The sequence below is a fragment of the Pseudomonas sp. PDM26 genome, assembly GCF_019219185.1.
GTDB lineage: Bacteria > Pseudomonadota > Gammaproteobacteria > Pseudomonadales > Pseudomonadaceae > Aquipseudomonas.
Map to the genome: position 1 here is coordinate 61,931 of NZ_JAHUWC010000003.1, position 12,635 is coordinate 74,565.

Sequence of the window (12,635 nt, forward strand, 5' to 3'; positions counted from 1 at the left end):
TGAAGCCTCAAGTCAGGTAGAATGCGCGCCCGGTTTTTGGAGAAGCTCATGACCCTGCTCAAATTCAGCGATGTGTCCCTTGCTTTCGGCGCTATGCCGTTGTTGGACAAGGTGTCCTGGCAGATCGCCCGTGGTGAGCGGGTGTGCATCATCGGCCGCAACGGCACTGGCAAGTCCAGCATGATGAAGCTCGTCAAGGGCGACCAGAAGCCCGATGACGGCTCCGTTTGGCGTGCCCCCGGTCTGAAAATCGGCGAATTGCCGCAAGAATTGCCGGTGGCCGACGAGCGGACCGTGTTCGACGTGGTGGCCGAAGGCCTGGACGGCGTCGGTGCGTTGCTCGCCGAATATCACCACCTGAGCCAGAACATCGTCACCGACGCCGATCTGGACAAGCTGATGCACGTCCAGCACAACCTCGAAGCCCGCGATGGCTGGCGCTTGCAGACCCTGGTCGACAGCACCTTGAGCCGCCTGCAACTGCCGGCCGACAAGACCCTCGCCGAGTTGTCCGGCGGCTGGCGTCGTCGCGTGCTGCTGGCCCAGGCCCTGGTGTCCGAGCCGGACCTGCTGCTGCTCGACGAGCCGACCAACCACCTGGACATCGGTGCCATCGCCTGGCTTGAAGAAGCACTGAAGGATTTCCAGGGCGCCGTGCTGTTCATCACGCACGACCGTTCTTTCCTGCAGAACCTGGCCACCCGCATCCTCGAACTGGATCGCGGCGGCCTGATCGACTGGAACGGCGACTACGCCAGTTTCCTCGTGCACAAGGAAGCCGAACTCGCTGCCGAAGCCACCGCCAACGCGTTGTTCGACAAGCGCCTGGCCCAGGAAGAAGTGTGGATTCGCCAGGGTATCAAGGCCCGTCGCACCCGTAACGAAGGCCGCGTGCGTGCCCTCAAGGCCCTGCGTGTCGAGCGCAGTGAGCGTCGTGAGCGTACCGGCAAGGCCAATATCCAGCTGGACACTGCCGACAAGTCCGGCAAGCAAGTGATGGTGCTCGAGAACGTGAGCTTCGCTCACCCGGGCGGCCCGTTCCTGATCAAGGACTTCTCGATGGTGCTGCAGCGCGGCGACCGTATCGGTCTGCTCGGTGCCAACGGTACCGGCAAGACCACGCTGCTGAAGCTGATGCTCAGCGGCCTGCAACCGACCAGCGGCAAAGTGGAAGAAGGCACCCGGATCGATGTCGCCTACTTCGACCAGTTGCGCCATCAACTGGATCTGGAAAAAACCGTAATCGACAACGTGGCCGAAGGACGCGACTTCATCGATATCGATGGTCAGAGCCGTCATGTGCTGAGCTACCTCGGCGACTTCCTGTTCAGCCCGCAGCGTGCCCGCACGCCGGTCAAGGCGCTGTCCGGTGGTGAGCGTGCCCGTCTGTTGCTGGCCAAGTTGTTCAGCAAGCCGGCGAACCTGCTGGTACTCGACGAACCGACCAACGACCTCGACGTTGAAACCCTCGAACTGCTCGAAGAAGTCTTGCTGACCTTCAATGGCACCGTGCTGATGGTCAGCCACGACCGGGCATTCCTCGACAACGTGGTCACCAGCACTCTGGTTTTCGAAGGTGAAGGCAAGGTTCGCGAGTACGTCGGTGGCTACCAGGACTGGCTGCGTCAGGGCGGCTCGCCGCGCCTGCTGGGCGTGACCGAAAGCAAATCCGGCAAGGCCGACCTGAATTCTGCGGTGGTGAAGGCCGAGCCTGCGCCGGTTGCGGCGGCCGTCGAAGCGCCAGTAGCGAAGAAAAAGCTCAGCTACAAGTTGCAGCGCGAACTGGAAGCGTTGCCGGGGCAGATCGAAGCCATGGAGCAACAGATCGCCGCCGTTGAAGCACAGATGGCGGATGCGGGCTTCTATCAGCGTCCTGCTGCCGAAACGGCTGCGGTGATTGCTCAGCTGGAGCAGTTGCAGGCTGAGCTCGAGATCATGGTCGAGCGTTGGGCCGAACTGGATGCCTGATTGATCCCGTAATAAAAAAAGCCCGGCGTTCAGTGATGAACGCCGGGCTTTTCATATGCAATGCGATCTGTTGCTTGAAATGGATTCCCTGTAGGAGCAGCCGGTCGACGCTCCTACAGTGAGTTCATGTCGACCTATAGATCGCATTCCATGCGAAAAGCCCGGCGCTCGCGTGTTGTCAGCTTTTGGTTTGCAGGCGCACCGCTAGCACGTCGCAAGGCGCGCCATGCAGCACGTCATTGGCGGTGGAGCCCAGCAGCAGTGCCAGGCCATGCCGGCCATGGCTGCCCACCACGATCAGGTCGCAGGTTTGCTCCTTGGCCATGTGGTGAATTTCCTGGCGTGGCTGGCCGTAGGTCAGGTGGCAGTTGGCGCCTTCGAGTTCGGCGTATTTGTGCTTGAGGCGCTCCAGTCGCTCCTTGGCCTGATCGAACTGCTGCTGTTGCAGTTGTGACAGGTCCATCGGCACGTCGCCGCCGAAGGCCATCGCCATCGGCTCGACAATGTGCACCAGTGACAATTTCGCGCCGTTGCTCACCGACAGTTCACGAGCGCGGTGGATCACAGGGTCGCACTCTTCGGTCAGATCTACAGCGACCAGAATATGGTTGTAGGGCATGAGGTGCTCCTCCTGAGGGATGCAATATTGGTAAGTATGGCTGGTTTCAAGCGCATTGGTTCAAAAGTGACACAATGGGCTCATCAAGAATCGGGAGTACAGATATGACGGTGTGGATAGTGGTGTCAATCCTGCTGGTGGTACTCAGCCCGCTGGCATGGTTGCGCCCCTCACGTGCCCAGAGCGGGCGCATCGCCCTGCGGATGGAGGCCCGGCGCATCGGCCTGGCCATGCAACTGGCACCTCAGCAATGGCCGCACTGGCTGAGCCAGGAGCCGCCAAGCCCCTGTGCGCAGTACCATCGCCCGCGACGCGGTAGTCAGCCGGCGTGCTGGAGTTACTGGCAAAAATCACCGGGTGTCTGGGTCAATCAGTGGCAGGAAATCTGTGAAGAACGGACGCTGCTCGATCATTTCGAAAAATTGCCAGGCAATGTCTTCAAGGTCGAGGCCGACAAGCAAATAATCGCCTTGTATTGGGGCGAGAAGGGCGAGGCCGAGGTGTTGCAACAGATCGACGCCATCCTCAAAGCCCTCGCCTGAAACCCGATCCCTTGTAGGAGCAGCCGGTCGACGCTCGATTGCTCGCGATGAACCTGAGGGCTCCGCGGGGTGTCAGGCTAACAGCGTCATCGTTGACGTTCATCGCGAGCGAGCTCGCTCCTACAGGAAGCGATCAGGCAATAAAAAGCCCGACATCAATCATCGGGCGGGTTGGCCAGGCAGGCCGGTAAAACGGTGTGGGCTGATCTTACGCTGGGCATTCGCCAAAGCGTTCAACTTTTTCCCCTGGTTCCGCCAGCGTAGCGTGTTAAACACGGGCTGCAGCGAATTAGGGCGAATTTTCTAACAATTGATTCTATGAATGACCTTGCATACTCAAGCGTGTTTAAGGTCTTCGCAGTACGGAAATGACCGGAAAGTCGCGTTTCAACCCGTTTTTCAGGCGATTGACAATTGTCGGAAATTCCGTGAAGGTGACGTACCCAAATCAAACGGGCGTATGAATTGAGCGTTTGTATTTCAGACCGCTCCTACAGAATCCCGACTATCGCGTTGGCGGGTGTGCCGGGGGAATGGGCGTAGCATTGACGATCAACGTCCCTGCCAAGCCATTCGCCTGCGTCCGACGTGTACTGTTCAGCTTCCATATCGTGGAGATCAGTTGATGATTTACGAAGGTAAAGCCATCACGGTTAAGGCTCTTGAAAGTGGCATCGTCGAACTGAAGTTCGACCTCAAGGGTGAGTCCGTCAACAAGTTCAACCGTCTAACCCTGAACGAACTGCGTCAGGCCGTAGACACCATCAAGGCAGATGCTTCGATCAAGGGCGTGATCGTCAGCAGTGGCAAGGACGTATTCATCGTCGGCGCCGACATCACCGAATTTGTCGACAACTTCAAGCTGCCGGATGCAGAACTTGTTGCTGGCAACCTCGAAGCCAACAGGATTTTCAGCGATTTCGAAGACCTCGACGTCCCGACCGTCGCCGCAATCAACGGCATCGCGCTGGGTGGCGGTCTGGAAATGTGCCTGGCGGCGGACTACCGCGTCATGTCCACCAACGCCAAGATCGGTCTGCCGGAAGTCAAGCTGGGCATCTACCCGGGCTTCGGCGGCACTGTGCGCCTGCCGCGCCTGATCGGTGCCGACAATGCCATCGAGTGGATTGCCGCCGGCAAGGAAAACCGTCCTGAAGATGCGCTGAAAGTTGGCGCTGTCGACGCAGTGGTTGCTCCTGAGCAGTTGCAGGATGCCGCGCTGGAACTGGTCAAACGCGCCATTTCCGGTGAGTTCGACTACAAGGCCAAGCGCCAGCCGAAGCTGGAAAAGCTCAAGCTCAACGCCATCGAACAAATGATGGCTTTCGAAACCGCCAAAGGTTTCGTGGCCGGCCAGGCTGGCCCGAACTACCCGGCGCCGGTTGAAGCGATCAAGACCATCCAGAAAGCCGCGAACTTCGGTCGCGACAAGGCGCTGGAAATCGAAGCTGCCGGTTTCGTCAAGCTGGCCAAGACCTCGGCCGCGCAGAGCCTGATCGGCTTGTTCCTGAACGATCAGGAACTGAAGAAAAAGGCCAAGGCTTACGACGAAATCGCCAAGGACGTGAAGCAGGCCGCCGTACTCGGCGCCGGCATCATGGGTGGCGGTATCGCCTATCAGTCGGCTTCCAAAGGTACGCCGATCCTGATGAAGGACATCAACGAGCACGGTATCGAGCAGGGTCTGGCCGAAGCTGCCAAACTGCTGGTTGGCCGCGTTGATAAAGGTCGCATGACCGCCGCGAAAATGGCTGAAGTGCTCAACGGCATCCGTCCAACCCTGTCGTACGGTGATTTCGGTCACGTGGACCTGGTGGTCGAAGCGGTCGTAGAGAACCCTAAGGTCAAGCAGGCTGTACTGGCTGAAGTGGAAGACAAGGTCAAAGAGGACACCATCCTCGCGTCCAACACTTCGACCATTTCCATCACCTTGCTGGCCAAGGCCCTCAAGCGTCCGGAAAACTTTGTCGGCATGCACTTCTTCAACCCGGTGCACATGATGCCGCTGGTGGAAGTCATCCGTGGCGAGAAGTCCAGTGAGCTGGCGGTTGCCACCACCGTTGCCTACGCCAAGAAAATGGGCAAGAACCCGATCGTCGTCAACGATTGCCCGGGCTTCCTGGTCAACCGCGTCCTGTTCCCGTACTTCGGCGGTTTCGCCAAGCTGGTCAGCGCCGGTGTGGACTTCGTCCGTATCGACAAGATCATGGAAAAGTTCGGCTGGCCAATGGGCCCGGCCTACCTGATGGACGTGGTCGGCATCGACACCGGCCACCACGGTCGTGACGTGATGGCTGAAGGTTTCCCGGACCGCATGAAGGACGACCGTCGTTCGGCCGTTGACGTGCTCTACGAAGCCAAGCGCCTGGGCCAGAAGAATGGCAAGGGCTTCTACGCCTACGAGACCGACAAGAAGGGCAAGCAGAAGAAAGTCGCCGATCCGTCGGTGCTGGAAGTGCTCAAGCCGATCGTTTACGAGCAGCGCGAAGTCACCGACGAAGACATCATCAACTGGATGATGATCCCGCTGTGCCTGGAAACCGTGCGCTGCCTGGAAGACGGCATCGTCGAAACCGCTGCCGAAGCCGACATGGGTCTGGTCTACGGTATTGGTTTCCCTCCATTCCGTGGCGGTGCGCTGCGCTACATCGACTCGCTCGGTGTGGCAGAGTTCGTTGCCCTGGCCGACCAGTACGCTGATTTGGGCGCGCTGTACCACCCGACCGCGAAGCTGCGCGAAATGGCCAAGAACGGCCATAGCTTCTTCGGTTAAGCGCCCCCAACTAGAGTGAGAGTGAACTTATGAGCTTGAATCCTAGAGACGTCGTGATTGTCGACTTCGGTCGTACTCCGATGGGCCGCTCCAAGGGCGGCATGCACCGCAACACCCGTGCCGAAGACATGTCGGCGCACCTGATCAGCAAACTGCTGGAACGCAACGTCAAGGTTGACCCGAGCGAAGTCGAAGACGTGATCTGGGGCTGCGTTAACCAGACCCTGGAGCAGGGCTGGAACATCGCGCGCATGGCGTCGCTGATGACCCAGATCCCGCACACCTCGGCCGGCCAGACCGTCAGCCGCCTGTGTGGTTCGTCGATGAGTGCCCTGCACACTGCTGCGCAAGCGATCATGACCGGTAACGGTGACGTTTTCGTGGTGGGCGGCGTCGAGCATATGGGGCATGTGAGCATGATGCACGGTGTCGATCCGAACCCGCACATGTCGCTGTACGCGGCGAAAGCCTCGGGCATGATGGGCCTGACCGCGGAAATGCTGGGTAAAATGCACGGTATCACTCGCGAGCAGCAGGATGCTTTCGGCGTGCGCTCCCACCAACTCGCCCACAAGGCGACCGTGGAAGGCAAGTTCAAAGACGAAATCATCCCGATGCAGGGCTACGACGAGAACGGTTTCCTGAAAACCTTCGACTTCGACGAAACCATTCGTCCGGAAACCACCCTGGAAAGTCTGGCGGCCCTGAAGCCGGCGTTCAATCCGAAGGGTGGCACCGTGACCGCCGGTACCTCGTCGCAGATCACCGATGGTGCCTCGTGCATGATCGTGATGTCGGCGCAACGCGCACAAGACCTGGGCATCCAGCCTCTGGCGGTGATCCGTTCGATGGCGGTGGCAGGTGTGGATCCGGCCATCATGGGCTATGGTCCAGTACCGGCCACACAAAAAGCACTGAAGCGCGCGGGTCTGGGCATCTCCGACATCGACTTCTTCGAGCTCAACGAAGCTTTCGCCGCACAGGCCCTGCCAGTGCTGAAAGATCTGAAAGTGCTCGACAAGATGAACGAGAAGGTTAACCTGCACGGTGGCGCGATCGCTCTGGGCCACCCGTTCGGTTGCTCCGGTGCGCGTATCTCCGGCACTTTGCTCAACGTGATGAAGCAGAATGGCGGCACCTTCGGGGTGGCCACCATGTGCATTGGTCTCGGCCAAGGCATCTCCACCGTCTTCGAACGCGTTTAAGCGTCTCGCTGATGGAAGCCGGGGCCAAGTGCCCCGGTTTTTGTTTTTCCGGATTTATTTTTGTTTTTATTTTGAAAACATTTGAGTGAGGGCCAAAGCATGCCGATACAACCTGGGCTCTACCAACATTACAAAGGTCCGCAGTACCGCGTATTCAGTGTCGCGCGACATTCGGAAACCGAAGAAGAAGTGGTCTTCTATCAAGCCCTGTATGGCGATTACGGCTTTTGGGTGCGTCCCTTGAGCATGTTCCTGGAGTCCGTCGAGGTTGACGGCGAACAGGTGCCACGCTTTGCTTTGGTGCAGGCCGAAGAAAGCCTTTTTACCAAGCCATAAGCTGAGTGCGCGCAATACCCTGCGCTTGACCTCACCTTGTTGCCACTATATATAGCGGTGCCGCGTCAGGCGCCAATCGCCTTTCACTTCTCGAATTCAGGAATTTTCTGATCCATGGGCAAATCGCTGGTCATTGTGGAATCCCCGGCTAAGGCCAAGACCATCAACAAGTATTTGGGCAACGAATACGTGGTGAAGTCGAGTATCGGCCATATCCGAGACCTGCCCACCAGCGGTTCGGCTAGCGCCAGCAAAGAGCCAGCCGCCAAGCGCGGCAAGGCTGCTGCGGGTGAAGTGCCGGCACTGTCGCCGAAGGAAAAAGCGCGCAAGCAGCTGGTCGCGCGCATGGGTGTCGATCCGGATCATGGCTGGAAAGCCAAGTACGAGATCCTCCCGGGCAAGGAAAAAGTCATCGAAGAGCTGCGCCGGCTCGCCAAGGATGCTGACACCATCTATCTCGCAACCGACTTGGACCGCGAGGGGGAAGCCATTGCCTGGCACCTGCGCGAAGCCATCGGTGGTGACGACAGCCGCTACAAGCGCGTGGTGTTCAACGAAATCACCAAGAAGGCGATTCAGGAAGCCTTCTCAAAGCCGGGCGAGCTGGATATCGACCGCGTCAACGCCCAGCAGGCGCGTCGCTTTCTCGACCGCGTCGTGGGTTACATGGTTTCGCCGCTGCTGTGGGCCAAGATCGCTCGTGGCCTGTCCGCCGGTCGCGTGCAGTCGGTTGCCGTGAAGCTGGTGGTCGAACGCGAACGTGAAATCCGTGCGTTCATCCCTGAAGAATACTGGGAAGTTCACGCCGACCTCGGCACAGCCAAGGGTGCGACCGTGCGTTTTGATGTCGCTCGCGAAAAAGGCGAAGCGTTCAAGCCGCTCAACGAAGCCCAGGCCATGGCCGCGCTGGAGAAGCTCAAGTCCTCCAGCTACAGCATCGTCAAGCGTGAAGACAAGCCGACCAGCAGCAAGCCGTCGGCACCGTTCATCACTTCCACCCTGCAACAGGCCGCAAGCAACCGCCTGGGCTTTGGTGTGAAGAAAACCATGATGATGGCCCAGCGTTTGTACGAAGCCGGCTACATCACCTACATGCGTACCGACTCCACCAACCTTTCGGTTGATGCCGTGGCGATGGCGCGTACCTATATCGAAGGTGAGTTCGGCAAGAAGTACCTGCCGGAAACCCCGAACGTCTACAGCAGCAAGGAAGGCGCACAAGAGGCTCACGAAGCGATTCGTCCGTCCGACGCCAATACCGAGCCAAGCAAGCTGTCGGGCATGGAGCGTGACGCTGAGCGCCTCTACGAGCTGATCTGGCGCCAGTTCCTCGCTTGCCAGATGCTGCCGGCGCAATACCTGTCGACCACCGTCACCGTGGGTGCCGGCGACTTCGAGCTGCGCGCCAAGGGTCGCATCCTGAAGTTTGACGGTTACACCCGTGTCATGCCGCAAATCGCCAAGCCGGGCGACGACGATGTATTGCCGGACATGGCCCAGGGCGACGCGATGAAGCTGATCAAGCTTGATCCGACCCAGCACTTCACCAAGCCACCGGCGCGTTACTCGGAAGCCAGCCTGGTAAAAGAAATGGAAAAACGCGGCATCGGTCGTCCTTCGACCTACGCAGCGATCATTTCGACCATCCAGGACCGCGGTTACGTGGCGCTGCACAACCGTCGTTTCTACTCGGAAAAGATGGGCGATATCGTCACCGAGCGTCTGGCCGAGAGCTTCTCCAACCTGATGGACTACGGCTTCACCGCCGGCATGGAAGAGCATCTCGATGACGTGGCCCAGGGCGAGCGCGACTGGAAAAACGTGCTCGACGAGTTCTATGGCGACTTCAAGAAAAAGCTCGAAGTAGCCGAAAGCCCGGAAAGCGGCATGCGTGCCAACCAACCGGTGATGACCGACATTCCGTGCACCACCTGCGGTCGTCCGATGCAGATTCGTACTGCGTCGACCGGCGTGTTCCTCGGTTGCTCGGGCTACAGCCTGCCGCCGAAAGAGCGCTGCAAGGCCACCGTCAACCTGGTGCCGGGCGACGAAATCGCCGCGGACGACGAGGGTGAGTCGGAGTCGCTGGTGTTGCGTGGCAAGCATCGCTGCCCGATCTGCAGCACGGCGATGGATGCTTACCTGCTCGATGAGAAACGCAAGTTGCACATCTGCGGTAACAACCCGGATTGCGATGGCTACGAAATCGAAGAGGGCACCTATCGCATCAAGGGCTATGAAGGCCCGAGCCTGGAATGCGACAAGTGCGGTAGCGAAATGCAGCTCAAGACCGGCCGTTTCGGCAAGTTCTTCGGTTGCACCAACGCGACCTGCAAGAACACGCGCAAACTGCTGAAGAGCGGCGATGCGGCACCGCCGAAGATGGATCCGGTGAAGATGCCTGAGCTGAAGTGCGAAAAGGTCAACGACACCTACATTCTGCGCGACGGTGCATCAGGCTTGTTCCTGGCCGCCAGCCAGTTCCCGAAAAACCGCGAGACTCGTGCTCCGCTGGTGATTGAAATCGTCCCGCACAAGGACGAGATCGATCCGAAGTATCACTTCCTCTGTGAGGCGCCGAAGAAAGATCCGGATGGCCTCCCGACTGTGATTCGTTACAGTCGCAAGACCAAGGAGCAGTACGTGCAGACCGAGGTTGACGGGAAGCCGACTGGCTGGAAAGCGTTCTACGACGGCGGCAAGTGGGCGGTCGAAGACAAGCGTCCGGCAGCCAAGGCTTAAGCGCGCAGGCTGATGGGCCGACTCCGTCGGCCAGCGGGAGCAAGCTCCCTCGCCACAAAAAAAAGGCCGCATGAGAACCTTCGGGTTTTCATGCGGCCTTTTTTGTTTTGAGCTTGCGGTTGGATCGAGTGATCCACGACACTGTCCAACCTGCATGAAGCAATTATTTCGTTGTGGAGGCTGCCGTCATGGCCCACGAACTGTATACCCGCACAAATCAGAAGATTTATTTCGCCGGCTTGTCGCTCGAAGCGCTGGCCCGCACTGAAGAGGGGCGGGCGATGAATTCGCTGGCGCTGATCCAGGCGGGACGCGAATCCGCTCTGTTTCACCTGTACGGCGCGCTGTTGGGGCTGTGTCACGAAATCGCCGGTTACTATCGCTTGCCTCAGGCCAATGCGCCCCGTGCGGAGTTATTGCTGACTCGCGAGGTGCTGGAGTCCATCGCCATTCCGGAAATGGCTGAGCTGGTCGAGTTGGCCAATAATCCGGAGACCTGGCTGGCCAAACTCCTGGCCGCCCATGCTGCACTGTTTCAGCCGCCGCGCGCGCCGCACAAGCCGAAAGGGGACGTGACCCAGCCACTGATTCAGGCTATCAATCTGGATGAAGAGGACGCGCCGGAGGAGCTGAGTCGGGAGGAGCTGGAGAGTTGGCGTCAGAACCTGAAAGCATTGGCGATCCGGTTTCGTGAAGGGTTGAACGAGTGCTGACATACACATTTGGGTAATGACATCTGGTCAAGATCCCAAGCGAAACCCGAGCGATGCCTATATAATCCCCGCCTTTCGTGGAGAACAGTCCTTTATGCCAACGTCCTTTCTAGAAATTGTCGAGTTACCAGACGGCCGTATCGAGCTGCGCAGGGCCGAGGACGAGGGTTCTCTGGTTACTTTGGATTTCTCCGAGGACGCCAAGGCGTTCCTGCAAGGACAGCACGTGGAAGTCGCCAAGGCGATGTTGAGCGTCGGTGTACAGATGGCCGGTCGCATGGTTGAAGGCGAATTCGACAAGGACGAGGGGTCGCGGGTGCTTCATTGATCCCCGTCTGTCGTTTTTCTTGATATCGCTACACATCGGCTTCTCAGTCCCTGGAGAAGCCTTGCGCGGTGAAGCACGCGTCTTGTCTGTCAGTCAGCCCAGTCGAATATTCAGGCTCTGAGCGTCCCCGGTGCGGGCGGCGCTGATCAGTTGTTGCCGCGATTGCGGGCTCAACGGGTTGATCCAGCTGACCACCGTGTGGCTGCGACCCAGGCGTAGCGCTTCGCAGGTCAGTTGCTGGGCGCTCTGGGTACCCCGCGGTTGCAGCAACAGAATGCGTTCGCGGTTGAGGCCGGCATCTCGCAGCCAGGCTTGAGTCAGGCTGGCGGGTGGTGCGATCAGTGTCAGCCAGCGTGCATCCTGGTCCTGGCTCAACTCCCTGAGGATCGGTGCCAGCAGGCTCAGGCAGTTCCCGGCTGCACCACGTAGTGACAGCTCGCTGAAAACGTCAGGTTCGGCGCTCCAGGGGGACTCGACTACGTCTTTCAGAATCGGCGCCAATGGCTGTGCCATGAACGCTTCGAACAACGGCAGTTGGGTTTGCTGTGGTGCTGGCTGTGGGAACTGCATGATGCCTCCTTTAGCGGCGAATGACGCCGACACTCAAGCCTTCGATCACCAGTTCCTGGTCTTGAAGGTTCACTTCAATCGGGGCGAACTCGGGGTTCTCGGCGATCAGCCAGACTTTGCTGCCGTCACGCTTGAAGCGCTTGACGGTCACTTCGTCGCCGATTCGCGCCACCACGATCTGGCCGTTACGGGCTTCGCGTGTGGTGTGGACCGCCAGCAGGTCGCCGTCGAAAATGCCGACATCCTTCATGCTCATCCCGTGGACGCGCAGCAGGTAGTCGGCGCGCGGATGGAAGAAGGCGGGATTGATGTTGCAGGACTCTTCGATGTGTTGCTGCGCAAGAATCGGGGCGCCGGCTGCGACCCGGCCAATGATCGGCAGGGTGGAATCGTCGGCCTTGGCTTCGAAGCCGGGGATGCGAATGCCACGGGAGGCGCCAGGCGTCATCTCGATTGCACCCTTGCGGGCCAGTGCCTTGAGGTGTTCTTCCGCCGCATTGGGTGATTTGAAACCCAGTTCCTGAGCGATTTCCGCGCGGGTCGGCGGGTAGCCGTTGTCTTCCAGGCAGCGTTTGATGAAGGCCAGAATCTCGGCTTGGCGTGGCGTCAGCTTTAGCATATTGATCGCTCTGTTTTTTTATACAGTGACTGGGATTATATACAGTGGGGCGGTCTTGGCAATGCTCCTTTTTTCAGTGGCCGCCGGACGGTCAATCAGGCAGTGGATTGAAGCTTCGCCGTTGTGTGGTTAAATGTCTGACCGACCATTCTCGAAATGAACTGCCAGGCTTGACAAGGCGCAGGCTGAAACGTATGTTTCAAACAAGTGTTTGTCAGGC

General features: G+C 59.1%; 11 protein-coding genes. 8 read left to right on the top strand and 3 right to left on the bottom strand.

Going from position 1 to position 12,635, the window contains the following annotated elements; all coding sequences use genetic code 11:
- The first annotated feature begins 48 nt into the window (after positions 1-48).
- Positions 49-1,968 (top strand): ATP-binding cassette domain-containing protein, encoded by a 1,920-nt coding sequence (locus tag KW849_RS07305; protein ID WP_218428797.1) that lies wholly within the window; start codon positions 49-51, stop codon positions 1,966-1,968.
- Between the two features lie 178 nt (positions 1,969-2,146).
- Here KW849_RS07305 and KW849_RS07310 read toward each other — a convergent pair whose 3' ends face one another.
- Entirely contained in the window at positions 2,147-2,587 is a 441-nt protein-coding gene (locus tag KW849_RS07310; protein WP_218428798.1) for a universal stress protein, read from the bottom strand.
- Positions 2,588-2,691: 104 nt separating this feature from the next.
- Here KW849_RS07310 and KW849_RS07315 point away from each other — a divergent pair, with 104 nt between their 5' ends.
- From KW849_RS07315 to KW849_RS07345, 7 genes are all read left to right on the top strand, one after another.
- Positions 2,692-3,129 carry a hypothetical protein gene (locus tag KW849_RS07315; RefSeq protein ID WP_218428799.1) on the top strand — a complete coding sequence of 146 codons (438 nt, stop codon included), beginning with the start codon at positions 2,692-2,694 and terminating at the stop codon, positions 3,127-3,129.
- 625 nt (positions 3,130-3,754) lie between these two features.
- The gene (gene fadB / locus KW849_RS07320) at positions 3,755-5,902 is read left to right on the top strand and encodes a fatty acid oxidation complex subunit alpha FadB (RefSeq protein WP_218428800.1); all 2,148 of its coding nucleotides are present in this window, start codon (positions 3,755-3,757) and stop codon (positions 5,900-5,902) included.
- A 29-nt stretch (positions 5,903-5,931) separates the two neighbouring features.
- The gene (gene fadA / locus KW849_RS07325; protein WP_218428801.1) at positions 5,932-7,107 is read left to right on the top strand and encodes an acetyl-CoA C-acyltransferase FadA; all 1,176 of its coding nucleotides are present in this window, start codon (positions 5,932-5,934) and stop codon (positions 7,105-7,107) included.
- 99 nt (positions 7,108-7,206) lie between these two features.
- Positions 7,207-7,443 carry a DUF1653 domain-containing protein gene (locus KW849_RS07330; RefSeq protein ID WP_007986363.1) on the top strand — a complete coding sequence of 79 codons (237 nt, stop codon included), beginning with the start codon at positions 7,207-7,209 and terminating at the stop codon, positions 7,441-7,443.
- Positions 7,444-7,557: 114 nt separating this feature from the next.
- A complete protein-coding gene (topA, locus tag KW849_RS07335; protein WP_218428802.1) occupies positions 7,558-10,185 on the top strand; it encodes a type I DNA topoisomerase in 2,628 nt (875 codons plus the stop codon).
- Between the two features lie 188 nt (positions 10,186-10,373).
- Positions 10,374-10,898, top strand: a complete 525-nt coding sequence (locus KW849_RS07340; RefSeq protein ID WP_218428803.1) for a DUF6586 family protein — start codon at positions 10,374-10,376, stop codon at positions 10,896-10,898.
- A gap of 94 nt (positions 10,899-10,992) precedes the next feature.
- Entirely contained in the window at positions 10,993-11,226 is a 234-nt protein-coding gene (locus KW849_RS07345) for a hypothetical protein (RefSeq protein ID WP_108219236.1), read from the top strand.
- 93 nt (positions 11,227-11,319) lie between these two features.
- On the opposite strand, the gene sulA is transcribed toward KW849_RS07345, so the two are convergent.
- Both sulA and lexA read right to left on the bottom strand, forming a co-directional pair.
- The gene (sulA, locus tag KW849_RS07350; RefSeq protein WP_218428804.1) at positions 11,320-11,796 is read right to left on the bottom strand and encodes an SOS-induced cell division inhibitor SulA; all 477 of its coding nucleotides are present in this window, start codon (positions 11,794-11,796) and stop codon (positions 11,320-11,322) included.
- A 10-nt stretch (positions 11,797-11,806) separates the two neighbouring features.
- Complete coding sequence (gene lexA / locus KW849_RS07355) at positions 11,807-12,415, bottom strand: transcriptional repressor LexA (RefSeq protein ID WP_007974043.1); 609 nt, start codon at positions 12,413-12,415, stop codon at positions 11,807-11,809.
- Positions 12,416-12,635: the final 220 nt, after the last annotated feature.